Raw genomic sequence first — 15,272 nt, forward strand, 5'->3', positions numbered from 1 at the left:
AACACCCGCGGCCATTCAAGCACAGTGGCTGTCCTGGGGCGCGGGTGTGAATTACTAAAGAAGGCGCTGGCAATCAGTCTTCAGTCTCGCCTTCACCTGCTGGATTCTGCTGCGGCAGCCGAACATTGCGAGCGGGAACCACGGTTGAAATCGCATGCTTGTAAACCATTTGGCTTACGGTGTTTTTCAGCAGAATCACGAACTGGTCAAACGATTCGATCTGGCCCTGCAATTTGATACCGTTTACCAGAAAGATGGAAACCGGAATGCGCTCCTTGCGCAGAGCATTGAGGTAAGGGTCTTGTAAAGAGTGCCCTTTTGACATGAGTATTCTCCTGTTTATTTAAGTGCAGATCGTTATAAATTTGAGTTAAATGTGGTGCCAACCCCGGCATTTTTCAAGGTCTCAAGCACCGGTCGGGGATCAGGGGTATTCAGCAGACAAACATCCCGCCATTTCCGCAACCAGGTCAGTTGCCGCTTCGCCAGTTGGCGGGTTGCCGCAACGCCCTGGGCGACAAAGGCATCGTAGTCACTGTCACCGGAAAGGTACTCCCAGGCCTGTCGGTAGCCCACGCAACGCATCGAGGGCAAATCCGGGCCAAGATCCCCGCGAGCCATCAGCGCCCGGACTTCATCAAGAAAACCGGCTTCCAGCATCGCCAGAAAACGCTTCTCGATTCGATGATGCAGCACAGAACGCTCCACCGGCACCAGGGCAAACTGAAAAACAGTATACGGCAGGTCTGTGCTTTCGTCTGCCTGCCAACGGGTGAAATACGTGTAATCCTTGATATCCGTACTGTCCTGCTCTAACTCTGTTTCCGGGCCTGCCTGCCAGAACGACGAGATAGGCTTACCGGTTAAACGGATAACTTCAATCGCCCGGGTAAGTCGCTGCCGGTTGTTCGGGTGGATAAGCCTGGCTGCTTCCGGATCTTTTTCCAGCAGTTCGCCGTGCAGGTGCTGCCAGCCCTGATCGGCCGCCTCCTGCTCAATCTGCTCCCGCAGCGCGGGGTTTGCCGCAGGCAGGCCCGACATACCCTGTAGCAAGGCCTTGAAGTACATCATGGTTCCACCCACAAGCAGGGGAATACGCCCTCTGGCCGTGATATCCGCCATGGCTGCCAGCGCGTCACGGCGAAAATCGGCGGCAGAATAAGTCTCGCCCGGATCACAGATATCGATCAGCCGGTGAGGCGCCTGGGCAAGTTCCTGCAACGTTGGTTTGGCAGTGCCAATATCCATACCACGATAAATCAGGGCGGAATCAACGCTGATGATTTCACAGGGCAACTGGCGGCAGAGTTCAATCGCCATATCGGTTTTGCCCGACGCGGTCGGCCCCATCAAAAAAATAGCGGGCGGGCGGGCCAGTAACGGATCCTGCTGGTGAGTCATAGGTTGTCAACGTCCCCGCAAAAACAGCTTATCAAGCTCGGACAGAGTAACCAGCGTCCAGGTCGGGCGACCGTGATTGCACTGGCCACTGCGTTCGGTAGCTTCCATATCCCGCAACAGGGAATTCATTTCCGGTATGGTCAGCTGCCGGTTGGCTCTCACCGAACCATGACAAGCCATAGTACCAAGCAGTTCGTGGGTAACAGCCTCTACCCGATCACTCTGGCCATGCTCGATCAGATCTGCCAGCACGTCCCGCACCAGCTGTTCGCTGTCTGCGCCCCGCAGCAGCGCGGGTATTTGCCGGACTGCGAGCGTTTCCGGACCAATACGCTCAACCTGCAGCCCTAGTCGCTGCAGCTCTTCGCCATGACTGTCTGCCAGCGAAGCCTCTTTCTGGCTGACCGCGAGCGACAACGGCACCAGCAGCGGCTGACTTTTCAGATCCTGCTCCGCCAGCGCATGCTTCATGCGCTCGTAGGTAATGCGCTCATGAGCCGCGTGCATATCCACCACAATCAACCCGGAACGGCTCTGCGCCAGGATGTAGATCCCGTGCAACTGGGCAATCGCGTAGCCCAGAGGCGGTTCCTCTCCGCCATCTCTCGGTGGCGTAATTTCTGCAGCAGGCTGCCCGCCAGGCCCGCTCCTGCCCGGAGTTGCAACACCACCTCCCTCGTTCAGGGACTGGTAAAAGCCAAGTTGGTCGCTGGCCTTCCATTCCTGCTGGACCTGAGCCTTCTCCGGGGTAGAAAATCCAGGACGGCCGGGCGATCCCGGCCAGGGTGTCGAAGCGCCACCTATAGAGGGCTGTACCTGGGGCTGAGGGCTAACATCAGCCTCACGGACTATCGACTGGGCAACGGCGCCTCGCAATTGGTCATCGGGCCGGACATCGGCCAGGGCGCGATGCAACGTCCGGAAAATGAAGTCGTGCACCAGGCGCCCATCACGAAAACGCACTTCGTGCTTGGTAGGGTGAACGTTCACATCCACCGTTGCCGGATCCACCTCGAGGTATAACACAAAGGCAGGATGCCGGTTGTTGTAAAGCACATCCCGGTAGGCCTGGCGAACAGCGTGGGCCACCAGTTTGTCGCGAATCACCCGACCGTTAACAAAGAAATACTGTAAATCGGCCTGGCTGCGGGAAAACGTTGGCAGCGCCACCCAGCCCCAGAGACGCAGGCCGGTGGCCTCGGCATCAATCACAACAGCGTTGTCAATAAATTGCTGGCCGCACAGAGCACCAATACGACGCTCCTTATCGAGCGCTGACTCTGCCGGGCGCAGGCTTTGCATTACCCGCTGGTTATGGCGCAAGGTAAAACCGGTATCAAACCGACTCAGTGCCTGGCGGCGGACGCATTCCTCCACATGGTTGAACTCGGTTTTTTCAGTGCGCAGGAACTTCCGGCGGGCCGGCGTATTGAAAAAAAGATCACGCACTTCCACCGTGGTGCCGACAGGGTGGGCGGCGGGCGCTATCCGGGCATCCATATCCCGGCCCTCCACCTCAACCCGGGCGGCAGCTTCCTGGGCTTCAGTCCGGGAGGTGAGCGTCAGCCGTGACACAGAACTGATACTGGCAAGGGCTTCACCCCGAAACCCCAGCGACGCCACCGCTTCAAGGTCATCGAGCGTAAATACTTTACTGGTGGCATGGCGACTCAGTGCCAGAGGCAGGTCCTCTTCAGCTATTCCGGAACCGTCATCCCGAACACGAATCAGCTTGGCGCCACCCTGCTCAATTTCCACGTCGATTCGGTCTGCCCCGGCATCCAGGGCGTTCTCAACCAGCTCTTTAACAACCGATGCGGGGCGCTCCACCACCTCCCCAGCGGCAATCTGGTTGGCAAGCCGGGGCGACAGTAACTGGATGTGGGGCATATCCGGGGACTACCTCTTAAATCAGGATGAGGGGATGCGAATGGTTTGCCCTACCATAACACGATCATCATTCATCCCGTTAAAGCGCATCAACTCTCCCACGGTCGTCCGGTTTTCCCGGGCTACCGCAGACAGGGTATCGCCTCGCTGGATACGGTAGTGGCTAACGTCATGCCCACCACGACCCTGGTTTTTTTGCCAGGCCAGCAATGTACCCGGCGGTGGTGTCTGCTCGAAATAGGACTCGATACCTTCCATAATCGCTTTTGCCAGCTTGTCACGGTACCACTCGGATGCCAGGTTCTTTTCTTCCGTAGGGTTCGAAATAAAGCCCGCTTCAACGAGAATTGAGGGAATATCAGGCGACTTCAGAACCACAAACGCGGCCTGCTCCACCCCGCTTTTGTGCAGCTTCGCCACCTTACCCAATCGGCCAAGAATAGAGCCGCCCACGCCAAGACTGGCGTTGATGCTGGCGGTCATGGACAAGTCCAGCAGCACCCCTGCCAGCATATCGTCACGCCCATCCAGCGACACCCCGCCGGCACCACCAATTAGGTCGGATCGGTTTTCGCTCTGGGCAAGCCACCTGGCCGTTTCACTGGTGGCCCCACGCTGGGACAGCGCAAACACAGAGGCCCCCCGGGGTTGGGGCGTGCGGAAGGCATCCGCATGAACTGACACAAAAAGATCGGCGTTATATTTACGCGCCAGCAGGGTACGGTTACGCAAACCCACGTAGTAATCGCCGGTACGGGTCAGTTTGGCGGTAAAGCCCGGCTTACTGTTGATCAGGTCGGCCAACCGCTTCGCCATCCGGAGCACAACGTCTTTCTCCCGTGTGCCTTTTGGGCCAATAGCTCCGGGATCTTCGCCGCCGTGGCCCGCATCGATCACCACGATTATGTCCCGCTTGCCGGCAGAATCCTGGGTAACGGTTGGGCTGGTTGCACGCTCCAGGCGACTGCCTTCTTCATCAATCAGGTCAATGACCAGCCGGTGGCCATACTGCTGGTTTGGCTCCAGAACAAAGCTGCGGGGCTTGATGTCACTGGCAAGATCAAGCACCACCCGTAAGTCGCTGCCATTACGCGGGGCACTCCGGATACTCCGGATCGGACTACCGGTAAGATCCACAGCACCAAAATCCGTTTGTAACGCGGTATTTTTCAGATCAATCACCAACCGTGGTGGCGACGACAGAGAAAACACATTGTGCTCAACCAGCCCTGCGGTATCGAGCACCAGCCGGGTGTGATCGGGCGCAGGCCACAAGCGGGCACCTTCGACCCGGGTACCGGCCTGCGCGGCAACAGAAACAAGCATCGCCAGGAAAAAAAGAATGCAGAGTCTCATACGTCCGGCCCTACCAGTTCAATGTCGTTAAGAATCCGGGCGCCCAGCTCCGAGCGGGCACGTAAGACCACCGAGCGCCCCTGCTTTTCCCGCTCCAGATGGATTTCCAGATCCGGCTCGGCCAGCACGCCCTCGCCCCGCTCGGGCCATTCGATCAGGCGAATGCTCCGGTTGTCGAAATAATCCCGTATCCCCATGTACTCCAGCTCTTCCGGATCTCCCAGACGGTACAGGTCGAAGTGGTAGACGGGCGGCTCAAGCTCCTCATAGGGCTCCACCAGGGTGTATGTCGGACTTTTCACAGACCCCTGATGATTCAGCCCCCTCAGAACGCCGCGACTGAGGGTGGTCTTCCCCATGCCCAGGTCACCATCAAGAAAGATCGTCAGGCCAGTGTCTGAGGCAGCCGCCAGCCGGGCCAGCTCCTGCCCCAGTTTTTCCGTTTCTGCCTCACCCTCCAGGAACAACCGGCGCTCGTTTCCAAAAATACTCATCCGTTCTCCCGGTTCTCAGAATTCACGTCTGCTTCCGCCAGGCGGAGCGCTTCCGGCAAGCAGGTAATCACATCTGTGGGCAGCAACCCCATGTAGCCTTGCGTTTTCACGGCCGCATTCGCGGCCGCCAGATGCAAGCTTGCAGCCAGTGTAACGGCCGATTCGGGTACAGTAACCTGAGCCAGCAAAGCGCCCAGAATGCCGGAAAGCACATCGCCCATGCCACCGGTTGCCATGCCCGGATTCCCACCTGGAATAATCCTGGGCAGGCTGCTTTCAGCCGCAATAACCGTACCAGCGCCTTTGAGCAGCACAATACCCCGCCATTGCTTCTGCAAGCTGGTCGCGGCGGCCAGGCGGTTCGCCTCTACCTCTTGTACCGTACAACCCAGCAGGCGCGCAGCCTCACCCGGGTGGGGTGTCAGTACGTGATGCCTTGACGGCGCAGGCGCGCGGCCTGCCATAATATTGAGCGCATCGGCATCCAGCACCCGCGGCTTACCGGATTCGACAACCTGCTGTAACATCTGGTGGCCCCAGGAGGACTGCCCCAGCCCCGGCCCGCAGACAACCACATCCGCTTTCAGCAGCAGCGCAGGCAATTCAGAGCCGTGGGTAACACCCCGAACCATTACCGAAGGGCATCGCGCCAGCGCGGCGGTCACGTATTCCGGCCGGGTGGCCAGCGAAACCAGGCCTGCTCCGGCGCGGGATGCCGCCTCCGCCGCCAGAATACCGGCTCCGCCGAATCCGTGATCGCCTGCGACCACCAGAACATGGCCAAAATCACCTTTGTGGGCATCGGGCGCCCGCCTGGGCAACCTGCTACGGTACTGCTGCCAGCGACAAAGCTCCGCCAGGGCCTGCTCGCCACTTGCCTGCGCAGTAGCGGTATCCACCAGAGGTTCAAAAATCACACGGCCGCAGACTCCGGCGCCCGCCCCGGTATACAGCCCCAACTTGGCACCAATAAAGGTCACCGTGATATCCGCACGAACCACTTCTCCTATCGCCGCGCCGGTGGTGGCATCCAGGCCGGAAGGCACATCAACCGCAAGTACCGGCTTACCGCTCCGGTTTAGCAGCCGTATGGCACTGGCAAAAGGCTCTCGGGGCGAGCCCGCAAAACCGGTACCCAGCATCGCATCGACAAGAACATCGGCGCCCGCTGCCAATTGCTCGGTCTCGTCTTCGGATAACTGCCGCAAATCCAGCAGGGTTACGCCATCAGCGCAAGCCTTGTTGTAGGCCAGAAGCGCATCGCCAGCGAGTTTCTCTGCAGGAGCCACCGCCACACACACAGCTTTAAGCCCGTGGCGACGGGCACTGGCGGCGATCAGGTAACCGTCGCCACCGTTGTTGCCAGCACCACAAAACACCAGCAAAGAGGGCTGTCCCGGCCAGACTGACATCAACTGGCGAAACGCGGCACTGGCGGCAGATTGCATCAGTTCGAAACCGTCCACGCCTTTACGATCAATCAGATACCGATCCATCGCCCGCACGGAGTCGGCGGAATAGAGGGGTTCTGTTAGACTGTTCGTTGATACAATGGACATGCTCCGGGCACTCCCCGAGGAAGAAAGCAGTTTAAGAAGACTGGCCAGATACCTGTAAAGAATAGCAAAACAGGAAAGAAGGTCATAACTTAATCAAATTAAAGTTTCGCAGCATCCGAAGTCAGCCCAGCCATTATGAGCCAGCCGTCACAGCACTCTAAGACCGACACCCGAACCCCGAGCCTGGAAGCGCTTCCTGACCGGATTCGTGCATGGGCCAAAGAGCTCGGGTTTGCCGATGCCGGAATAACCCGGGCCGACACCGGCCCCCATGCAGAGCGCCTGCAACAATGGCTGAAGGCTGGCTACCATGGCGACATGGCGTACATGGCCGACCATGGTGACAAGCGCTACACACCGGATTCTCTGGTGCCCGGCACCACCCGGGTTATCTCGGTAAGACTGGAATACCTGCCCGCCCCTGACAACCCGAAACAAGTGCTCACTAACCGGGATCAGGCCTATATCACCCGCTACGCTCTCGGCAGGGACTATCACAAACTGATGCGCAAAAGACTCGCCACCCTGGCGGCGCGCATAGACAACGCCATCAGCGGATTCGACTACCGGGCATTTGTCGATAGCGCACCGGTACTTGAGCGCGGGCTGGCCCAGCGCGCTGGCCTTGGCTGGATCGGCAAGAACAACATGCTGATTCACCCCAAAGCCGGTTCGTTTTTCTTTCTGGGTGAAATTTTCACCAATGCACCGTTGCCACTGGACGCGCCTTTCGAAAGTCAGCATTGTGGCTCCTGCTCCGCCTGCCTGGAGGTGTGCCCCACCAATGCGTTTGTCGGCCCTCACTTACTGGATGCCCGGCGCTGCATCAGTTACCTCACGATTGAACTCAAGGGTTCGATTCCGGAAGAGCTCCGCCCCATGATGGGCAACCGGGTGTTCGGCTGCGACGACTGCCAGCTTGTCTGCCCGTGGAACAAATTCAGCAAACCGACGATGGAGGATGATTTTCAACCCCGGCACCGTCTGGACAATGCCTCGCTGGCAGAGCTGTTTTTATGGACAGAGTCGGAGTTTCTGAAGCGCACTGAAGGCTCGGCCATTCGCCGAACCGGTTACGAAAACTGGCTCAGGAACCTGGCGGTCGGACTGGGAAATGCCCCCACAACCATACCGGTTGTCGAAGCGCTGAAAGCCCGGGCAGAGCATCCTTCAGAGCTGGTTCGGGAGCATGTTGCCTGGGCCCTTCAGCAACACGGTTTATAGCTTGAAGAAGTGGGCCTGGTAATGACGGAGCTCGTTGATGGAGTCACGAATATCGTCCAGAGCCAGATGGCTGCCCTGTTTTTTCACCCCCGCCAGTACATCCGGGCGCCAGCGCCGGGCCAGCTCTTTCACCGTTGAGACATCCAGATTGCGGTAATGGAAGAAGGCTTCCAGCTCCGGCATGTATTTCACCAGAAAACGGCGATCCTGCCCGATGCTGTTGCCACACAGGGGCGACTGACCAGGCTCCAGATGGCCTGCAAGAAACGCCAGGGTCTGTTGCTCAGCCTCGACCTCGCTGATGGTGCTGTCTTTTACCCTCTGGGTAAGGCCGCTGGCGCCGTGGGTTTTGGTACACCACTCGTCCATACTATCCAGCAGGCTGTCCGGCTGATGAATTGCAATGACCGGCCCCTCTGCAACCACATTCAACTGCGAATCGGTAACAATCGTCGCCATCTCGATGATTCGCTCCTGCTCGGGATCCAGCCCGGTCATTTCCAGATCGATCCAGACCAGACGATCACTGTTACTCATGGTGAATACCTCTTAACTATTGACGAAAAAACGGGTGCATGAAATTCGCTGTATTGTCCATGATTCACGTATGATGTGATACCCGAACACCGGCAACCACCTGGGCTCCAATGGCAAAAAGACGCTTGAACAAACGCCAGCAATGGCGCATTGAAAAGATACAGAACGAACGCACCGCGCGCGCCGCCCGAAAAGAAAAGGCGGTCGAGGATCAGGCTGCCGCAGGCGAACTGGGGCCGGAGCAGAACGGCCTTGTGATCGCCCATTATGGCCAGCAACTGGACATTGAAGCCCTCGAAGGCGAAGACACCGGCAAGGTATTTCGGTGCTTTGTTCGTGCCAATATCGACAGTCTGGTCACCGGAGACCGGGTGGTCTGGCGCCCGGGCAAGAGTGCTACCGGCGTGATTGTGGCCCGTTGCGAACGGGAAAACCTGCTGCAGCGCCCGGACAATTTCGGTGCGCTGAAGCCGGTGGCCGCCAACATCGACCATATTATCCTGGTAATCGCCCCGGAGCCCGAGCCCCATGACAACCTGATCGATCGGTATCTGGTGGCCTCCGAGAGTACCGATATTCCGGCGGTGATCCTGCTGAACAAGACCGACCTGATCAACGACGGGAACCGGGAGCGAATCGAAACGCTGCTGGCCCGTTATAAATCCCTCGGCTACCAGATAGAACAAACCTCAGCCGCCCGTGCCGCGGGCCAATCCGCGCCAGAGGTCGAGGCACTGGTTCGGGGAAAGACCAGCGTATTTGTCGGCCAGTCCGGCGTTGGTAAATCCTCGATCATCCAGACGTTGCTGCCGGATGAATCTCTGCGTGTGGGCGCGGTATCTGAAAGCACGGGCAAAGGCGTGCACACCACCACGACGGCCAAACTTTTCCACCTGGACGGCGGCGGGGATCTGATTGACTCACCGGGCATACGGGAGTTTGGCCTCTGGCACATGACGCCACAGGAACTGGAGTACGGGTTTCGGGAAATCCAGCCACTCATCGGCCGGTGCAAGTTCCGTAACTGCAGACACCTGGGCGACCCGGGATGCGCTCTGGAAACAGCTGCCGCTGCAGGAGACATTTCACCGGAACGACTGAAAAGTTTTCACCGCATCCTGCAGGATATGACCGAGCAGCAAGCCCGGGGGCTGAAACTAACCTGATGCCAAAACGGGCCGGGCTACCAGTTCAACTCACCGGGTGCCGGTTCCTCCTTCGGCTGGAACCAATCTCCGCTCTCCAGCTGGTCACGTGCCTGCTGCTCCTCGTCGCCGCCAGGCGCAGTCAGATCGATCAGCGGTTGATCCGGGCGGCCGGCACCGCTCTCGATACTGCTGGCCGCCTTCTTGTTCAGCACGATAATCGAGATACGCCGGTTTACCGGCGCCATGGGGTTTTCCCGGTCGAACAGCAAGGAATCACTTAAACCGATCACCCGCGCAATCTGCTGCAAACGTACGCCGCCTGCCACCAGTGCCCGCCGGGCAGTGTTCGCCCGGTCTGCCGACAACTCCCAGTTGGTATAGCCCGGGCGCCCGCCAAACGGCGTGGCATCGGTATGGCCGGTAATGCTCAGCTTGTTGTTCACCGACCCGAGGGTTTTGGCCAGTTCAAACAGGACATCCTGGGAATAATACTTGAGCTCGGCACGGCCACTGTCGAACATCGGCCGCCCTGAACGATCCACAATCTGAATCCGCAAACCCTCATCAGTAATGTCAATCAACAGCTGATCCTTAAACTCCTGCAGGGTTTCACTCTGGTCGATACGCTCCTGCAATTCCTGGAACAGCTGCTGCATCCGGCGCTGCTCCAAGGTATCAGCCAGCTCATCCACCACCTCATCCTTGATCTGGATCGTACTGGCCTCCTGATCCTGAGTGGCCTCTTCAATAACAGAAGCACTGCCTTCAAGATCAACCGGGTTCGGTGAACCGCCCTCGGTAAACCCGACTGGATCTTTAAAATAGCCCTCAACAGCTCTGATCTGTTCCGGAGACGCCGTCGCCGTGAGCCACAGCACCAGAAAAAAGGCCATCATGGCCGTCGCAAAGTCGGCAAAGGCCACTTTCCAGGAACCGCCATGGTGCCCGGAAACCACCTTTTTCTTGCGTTTGATGATGATCGGCTGTTCTTCCACGCGAACTCCCGGTGTTACCTGAAGCGACGGTTACTTGGAACGAACATGGTCGTTCAGTTCCTGGAACCCGGGGCGCTTATCGGTAGGCAAGGCCTTACGGCCAAACTCGATCGCCATCTGGGGAGCCTGGCCCGACACCGTTGCCACAATGGCCGACTTTACACATTCATAGGCCTTGAGTTCGTACTTCGCCGAGTGCTCCAGAGCAATGGATGTGGGGCCGATGAAACCATAGCCCATCCAGATACCCAGAAACGTACCAACCAGAGCCGCAGCGACGCTGAGACCGATCCGCTCCGGCCCTTCACTGAGAAAATTCATGGTGATAACGATGCCCAGCACCGCGGCAACAATACCCAGTCCGGGTAAGGCATCGGCAATCTTGTTTACTGCGTGGGCCGGTTCTTCAAGCTCGTGCTGGCGGCTCTCAATCTCGTTTTCCATCATGCCCTCAAGTTCATGGGGCGCCATATTGCCGGAGCTGATAATACGTAGATAGTCGGTAATAAAATCGAGCAGGTGTTTTGATTTCATGATCGCCGGATAGCGACTGAAAATCTGACTGGCCTCCGGGTTATCGATGTCTTCTTCTATGGCCATCACGCCCTGCTTACGGGATTTATCAAAAATCTCGTACAGCAGGCTGAGCAGGTCTGTGTAAAAGGACTTGTTGAAGGGCGAGCCGGTCAGTAAGCGCAATACCGCCTGAAACACCTCCTTGATGGTATGCAGAGGATTGGCAATAACAAACGAGCCAACAGCCGCACCGCCGATAATCAGCACCTCGGTAGGCTGCCACAATACCGCCAGATTGCCACCATGCAGGACATAACCGCCCAGAACGCTCGCAATAACAACCAGAGCACCAATAATCAATAGCATAGTGACTGAATACGCCTTATCGCCAATTAGCCCCCGACGGCAGGATTTCCCCGGCCGCCACTCGCAGAGAATGACCTGATAATAGCAAGCATCAGGCTTTACGGCGAAATTGTGAAACAATTTCTATACTTTGCGCCGGTTTTGATAGACTAGCGTCCTTTCCCCAAGAGCCGTTTTCGAATGCTTGATAAACTGTTTGTTCTGAGCCAATACATCACGCCACAGCTGGCGGTGTCCCGAATTGCAGGCCGACTGGCCGACAAAGACAGCGCACCCGCTCTGAAAAACCGGGTGATCAAATGGTTTGTCAGTCGCTATGGTGTCGACATGAGCGAAGCGGCCGAACCGGATATTACTGCTTACCCCTCGTTCAATGCTTTTTTCACCCGGGCTCTCAAGGACGGTGCCCGCACCGTTGATGCCACAGCAGATACGCTTGTCAGCCCGGTAGATGGCGCCATCAGCCAGATTGGGCAGGTCAGTACAGACCGGGTTTTCCAGGCCAAAGGCCAATCGTTCAGCCTGACCGAACTGCTGGGCGGCGATGAAGAACGGGCCCGGGCTTTCCGCAGCGGGGAATTCTCTACCATTTATCTCTCGCCCAGAGATTACCACCGCATTCACATGCCTCTGGCGGGAACCCTGAAAGAGATGGTGTACGTGCCGGGCAAACTGTTTTCAGTGAATCCGGTAACCGCCGAAAACGTGCCCAATCTGTTCGCCCGAAACGAGCGGGTGGCCTGCCTGTTTGATACCGAAGCAGGCCCGATGGCTATGATTCTTGTGGGCGCCATGATCGTCGGCAGTGTCGAAACCACCTGGGCAGGCGTGGTGGCGCCGAACACCGGCCAGGTTTCCTGCTGGCAATACCAGGGCGACGATGCCCCGACCTTTGCCAAAGGCGAAGAAATGGGCCGGTTTCGTTTAGGCTCAACCGTCATTCTGGTGATGCCCAAAAACGATGTCACCTGGAACCCAAATCAAGTGGCAGGCAAAACAGTCCGGATGGGTGAAGCCTTCGGCAAAATCAAAAGTAGTGGGCGCGGGCCGGAAACCAGTCAGGCCCGCTCAATCGGAAACGCGATCACATCCTGAATGTCAGCCGCACCGGTTTTCAGCATCAGCAGACGATCCAGGCCCAACGCCACACCGGCACATTCCGGCAAGCCCCTATCCAGCGCGGCCAACAAGGCGGCATCTATGGCCATTTCCGGCTTTCCCGCCGCTGTCCGGAGCCGGTTATCATTTGCAAAGCGCTCCCGCTGCTCCTCCGGATCTGTCAGCTCCCAATAGCCATTGCACAGCTCCAGGCCACCAACATAGAGCTCGAAACGATGCGCCACTGCAAACCCCTGATCGTCTGAAGTGCGGGCCAGCGCTGCCTGAGATGACGGGTAGCGGGTAATAAACACCGGCCTGTCCCGGCCAAGCTCCGGCTCCACCACAAAACTCATCACCAGATCCAGGCAGGCATCACGCTCCATGTCTGCCAACTGCCCCGGCTCCAGCCAACGCTCACAGTAGCGGCTCAGTTCCAAATCGGTGATGGTCATGGGATCAAAGCCTGCCAGATCCCGAACCGCATCCCGGTAGCTCAGGGTAACGGGTGCCGGGCACGCCAGCCAGCCACACACCAGATCTGCCACTTCCTGCATCAGCGCGGCATCATCAAAACCGGTGCGATACCACTCGAGCATGGAAAACTCCGGATTGTGCCGCCGGCCCCGCTCGCCGTTACGGAACACTCGAGCCACCTGGAAAATCGAACCGGAGCCAGCCGCCAGCAGGCGCTTCATATGATACTCGGGAGACGTCTGCAACCATCCGCCCTGTACACCGGCAGCGGTTACTGCCGCAGGAATACCTTCCAGGTTAAGGTCGGTCACACCGTGGCGCCCGAGTACCGGAGTTTCCACTTCAAGCACATCACGCTGTGCAAAAAAGCCGCGCACATAGGCCAGAAGCTGTGCACGGCTTTTCAGAGTCTCCCGCGTGGCAGTCGGCTGCCATGCGGGGATATCGGGCTTCACGGGCCGTTAACTGCTTTTTACGCGGCTAACGTATTCACCGGAGCGGGTGTCTACTTTCAGCACCTCGCCAATGGTGATGAACAGAGGCACACTCACGACGGCACCGGTCGACAGCGTCGCAGGCTTGGAGCCGCCCTGGGCGGTATCGCCCTTCATGCCAGGGTCGGTATCAACCACTTCCAGCTCAACGAAGTTGGGCGGAGCAACCGTCAGGGGGGCACCGTTATAAAGGACAACGGTGTACACATCCTGCTCTTTCAACCATTTAACGCAGTCACCCACCGCTTTCGCATCGGCGGCAAACTGCTCAAAGGAGCCGTCTGTCAGCATGAAGTGCCAGAACTCACCGTCGGTGTAGAGGTATTCCATGTCCTGTTCCATCACGTCTGCCGCTTCCAGGGATTCACCGGACTTGAAGGTCCGCTCCCACACCCGGTTGCTCATCAGATTGCGCAGCTTAACGCGGTTGAACGCCTGGCCTTTGCCCGGCTTAACGAATTCGTTCTCGAGAATGATACAAGGGTCGCCATCCAGCAAAACCTTGAGACCGCCGCGGAATTCGTTGGTAGAATATGAAGCCATGAAATGTCCACCTGACACATTGTCGTTAAAATTTCAAAGGCCGCTATGATACAGCGAACCCCCTCCTGTATTGAAGCCCGCAATACCTGCAGTGAGCCAAAGCTTGTACCGGTGACTCCGGCAGAGCCCGGCTGGCAGGAAATTCTCAGCCGCTCGATCACCACCCCGTCGCAGTTGCTTTCACGCCTGGGGCTATCGGTGGATGACTGGAAAGCCGGGGCTGATGCAGGCCATGCCCTGTTCCCCATCCGGGTGCCTGAACCCTATCTGGATCGGATCGAATACGGCAATCCGCACGACCCGCTGTTACGGCAGGTTTTGCCCATCGACAGTGAGGCGCAGGCAGCACCGGGCTTCGTATCGGATCCGCTGCAGGAAGATGCTGCAATAGCTGCCCCCGGGCTGATCCGGAAATACAAAAGCCGTGCCCTGCTGATGGTTACCGGGCAGTGCGCCATCAATTGCCGGTACTGCTTCCGGCGGCACTTTCCCTATCAGGAGCACCGCCTGGGCAGAGAAGACCGTGAAAAAGTGGTCGACACACTCATGGCCAGCCCCGAGATCAACGAAATCATCCTGAGCGGGGGGGACCCCCTGGCGGCAAATGACCGCTTGCTGGCGCAGTGGGCCAGCTTGCTGGATTCGGTGCCGCACCTGCGTCGCCTGCGCATTCACTCCCGGTTGCCGGTGGTCATTCCAGGGCGCGTCTGTAGCGAACTAACCGACTGGCTGTCGGCAAGCCGCCTGCAAAAGGTGCTGGTTGTGCACATCAACCACGCCGCCGAAATCGACAGCGCCACACGCACTGCTATGGCCAGGCTAGCGAAGGCAGGTGTTACGCTGCTCAACCAGAGTGTGATTCTTCGTGGTGTTAACGACAACACCACTGCCCTGTGCAACCTGAGCGAAGCCCTCTTTGACGCTGGTATCATGCCCTATTACCTGCATGCCTTCGACCCGGTAACCGGCGCCCACCATTTTGATGTCAGCGATCAGCGGGCCACCGAACTGGTCAGAGAAATGCAGGGGCAGCTACCGGGCTTTCTGGTGCCCAAACTGGTTCGGGAACTGCCCGGCCAGGCCAGCAAAACCACACTGGATCTGGGCCGCCGGTAGAAATTGGCCCCAGTTCACATGTTAAACATTGTAAACAGCTGCATTTCTCGCTTTCCGC

General features: G+C 58.1%; 15 protein-coding genes. 4 read left to right on the top strand and 11 right to left on the bottom strand.

Annotation, left to right across the window (positions count from 1 at the left end):
- Positions 1–73: 73 nt before the first annotated feature.
- From hfq to C7H09_RS11855, 6 genes are read right to left on the bottom strand one after another with little or no spacing between them, the layout of a single operon-like run.
- Positions 74–325: an RNA chaperone Hfq gene (hfq, locus tag C7H09_RS11830; protein ID WP_106762878.1), complete on the bottom strand. Its 252-nt coding sequence runs from the start codon at positions 323–325 to the stop codon at positions 74–76.
- 32 nt (positions 326–357) lie between these two features.
- A complete protein-coding gene (gene miaA, locus C7H09_RS11835; protein WP_106762880.1) occupies positions 358–1,401 on the bottom strand; it encodes a tRNA (adenosine(37)-N6)-dimethylallyltransferase MiaA in 1,044 nt (347 codons plus the stop codon).
- Between the two features lie 6 nt (positions 1,402–1,407).
- Positions 1,408–3,291 carry a DNA mismatch repair endonuclease MutL gene (gene mutL, locus C7H09_RS11840; RefSeq protein WP_106762883.1) on the bottom strand — a complete coding sequence of 628 codons (1,884 nt, stop codon included), beginning with the start codon at positions 3,289–3,291 and terminating at the stop codon, positions 1,408–1,410.
- 21 nt (positions 3,292–3,312) lie between these two features.
- Positions 3,313–4,647 (bottom strand): N-acetylmuramoyl-L-alanine amidase, encoded by a 1,335-nt coding sequence (locus C7H09_RS11845; protein ID WP_106762886.1) that lies wholly within the window; start codon positions 4,645–4,647, stop codon positions 3,313–3,315.
- Positions 4,644–5,141 carry a tRNA (adenosine(37)-N6)-threonylcarbamoyltransferase complex ATPase subunit type 1 TsaE gene (gene tsaE / locus C7H09_RS11850; RefSeq protein ID WP_106762888.1) on the bottom strand — a complete coding sequence of 166 codons (498 nt, stop codon included), beginning with the start codon at positions 5,139–5,141 and terminating at the stop codon, positions 4,644–4,646. Before tsaE ends, C7H09_RS11845 begins: the two co-directional genes overlap by 4 nt.
- Entirely contained in the window at positions 5,138–6,700 is a 1,563-nt protein-coding gene (locus C7H09_RS11855) for an NAD(P)H-hydrate dehydratase (protein WP_106762890.1), read from the bottom strand. Before C7H09_RS11855 ends, tsaE begins: the two co-directional genes overlap by 4 nt.
- Positions 6,701–6,835: 135 nt before the next feature.
- On the opposite strand from C7H09_RS11855, the gene queG reads away from it, so the two are divergent.
- Positions 6,836–7,924 carry a tRNA epoxyqueuosine(34) reductase QueG gene (queG, locus tag C7H09_RS11860; RefSeq protein WP_106762893.1) on the top strand — a complete coding sequence of 363 codons (1,089 nt, stop codon included), beginning with the start codon at positions 6,836–6,838 and terminating at the stop codon, positions 7,922–7,924.
- On the opposite strand, the gene orn is transcribed toward queG, so the two are convergent.
- The gene (gene orn, locus C7H09_RS11865) at positions 7,919–8,461 is read right to left on the bottom strand and encodes an oligoribonuclease (RefSeq protein ID WP_106762895.1); all 543 of its coding nucleotides are present in this window, start codon (positions 8,459–8,461) and stop codon (positions 7,919–7,921) included. The two genes, queG and orn, sit on opposite strands and share 6 nt — an antisense overlap.
- A gap of 110 nt (positions 8,462–8,571) precedes the next feature.
- On the opposite strand from orn, the gene rsgA reads away from it, so the two are divergent.
- Complete coding sequence (gene rsgA / locus C7H09_RS11870) at positions 8,572–9,627, top strand: small ribosomal subunit biogenesis GTPase RsgA (protein ID WP_106762897.1); 1,056 nt, start codon at positions 8,572–8,574, stop codon at positions 9,625–9,627.
- Between the two features lie 17 nt (positions 9,628–9,644).
- On the opposite strand, the gene motB is transcribed toward rsgA, so the two are convergent.
- Positions 9,645–10,604, bottom strand: a complete 960-nt coding sequence (gene motB / locus C7H09_RS11875) for a flagellar motor protein MotB (RefSeq protein ID WP_106762899.1) — start codon at positions 10,602–10,604, stop codon at positions 9,645–9,647.
- Between the two features lie 30 nt (positions 10,605–10,634).
- Positions 10,635–11,486, bottom strand: coding sequence for a flagellar motor stator protein MotA (motA, locus tag C7H09_RS11880; protein ID WP_106762901.1), 852 nt, complete (start codon positions 11,484–11,486; stop codon positions 10,635–10,637).
- A 180-nt stretch (positions 11,487–11,666) separates the two neighbouring features.
- Here motA and asd point away from each other — a divergent pair, with 180 nt between their 5' ends.
- Positions 11,667–12,581 (top strand): archaetidylserine decarboxylase, encoded by a 915-nt coding sequence (asd, locus tag C7H09_RS11885; protein WP_106762903.1) that lies wholly within the window; start codon positions 11,667–11,669, stop codon positions 12,579–12,581.
- On the opposite strand, the gene epmA is transcribed toward asd, so the two are convergent.
- Both epmA and efp read right to left on the bottom strand, forming a co-directional pair.
- Positions 12,545–13,516, bottom strand: coding sequence for an EF-P lysine aminoacylase EpmA (gene epmA / locus C7H09_RS11890; RefSeq protein WP_240616574.1), 972 nt, complete (start codon positions 13,514–13,516; stop codon positions 12,545–12,547). The two genes, asd and epmA, sit on opposite strands and share 37 nt — an antisense overlap.
- A 6-nt stretch (positions 13,517–13,522) precedes the next feature.
- Positions 13,523–14,098: an elongation factor P gene (gene efp, locus C7H09_RS11895; protein WP_106762905.1), complete on the bottom strand. Its 576-nt coding sequence runs from the start codon at positions 14,096–14,098 to the stop codon at positions 13,523–13,525.
- Between the two features lie 45 nt (positions 14,099–14,143).
- On the opposite strand from efp, the gene epmB reads away from it, so the two are divergent.
- Positions 14,144–15,214 carry an EF-P beta-lysylation protein EpmB gene (epmB, locus tag C7H09_RS11900; RefSeq protein ID WP_106762908.1) on the top strand — a complete coding sequence of 357 codons (1,071 nt, stop codon included), beginning with the start codon at positions 14,144–14,146 and terminating at the stop codon, positions 15,212–15,214.
- Positions 15,215–15,272 lie beyond the last annotated feature (58 nt).

The organism is Marinobacter fuscus (assembly GCF_003007675.1).
Lineage (GTDB): Bacteria > Pseudomonadota > Gammaproteobacteria > Pseudomonadales > Oleiphilaceae > Marinobacter > Marinobacter fuscus.

Excerpts from the sequence above, each read along its gene's own strand:
- hfq (WP_106762878.1), bottom strand. The coding sequence starts at position 325 with ATGTCAAAAGGGCACTCTTTACAAGACCCTTACCTCAATGCTCTGCGC.
- miaA (WP_106762880.1), bottom strand. The coding sequence starts at position 1,401 with ATGACTCACCAGCAGGATCCGTTACTGGCCCGCCCGCCCGCTATTTTT.
- mutL (WP_106762883.1), bottom strand. The coding sequence starts at position 3,291 with ATGCCCCACATCCAGTTACTGTCGCCCCGGCTTGCCAACCAGATTGCC.
- C7H09_RS11845 (WP_106762886.1), bottom strand. The coding sequence starts at position 4,647 with ATGAGACTCTGCATTCTTTTTTTCCTGGCGATGCTTGTTTCTGTTGCC.
- tsaE (WP_106762888.1), bottom strand. The coding sequence starts at position 5,141 with ATGAGTATTTTTGGAAACGAGCGCCGGTTGTTCCTGGAGGGTGAGGCA.
- C7H09_RS11855 (WP_106762890.1), bottom strand. The coding sequence starts at position 6,700 with ATGTCCATTGTATCAACGAACAGTCTAACAGAACCCCTCTATTCCGCC.
- queG (WP_106762893.1), top strand. The coding sequence starts at position 6,836 with ATGAGCCAGCCGTCACAGCACTCTAAGACCGACACCCGAACCCCGAGC.
- orn (WP_106762895.1), bottom strand. The coding sequence starts at position 8,461 with ATGAGTAACAGTGATCGTCTGGTCTGGATCGATCTGGAAATGACCGGG.
- rsgA (WP_106762897.1), top strand. The coding sequence starts at position 8,572 with ATGGCAAAAAGACGCTTGAACAAACGCCAGCAATGGCGCATTGAAAAG.
- motA (WP_106762901.1), bottom strand. The coding sequence starts at position 11,486 with ATGCTATTGATTATTGGTGCTCTGGTTGTTATTGCGAGCGTTCTGGGC.
- asd (WP_106762903.1), top strand. The coding sequence starts at position 11,667 with ATGCTTGATAAACTGTTTGTTCTGAGCCAATACATCACGCCACAGCTG.
- efp (WP_106762905.1), bottom strand. The coding sequence starts at position 14,098 with ATGGCTTCATATTCTACCAACGAATTCCGCGGCGGTCTCAAGGTTTTG.
- epmB (WP_106762908.1), top strand. The coding sequence starts at position 14,144 with ATGATACAGCGAACCCCCTCCTGTATTGAAGCCCGCAATACCTGCAGT.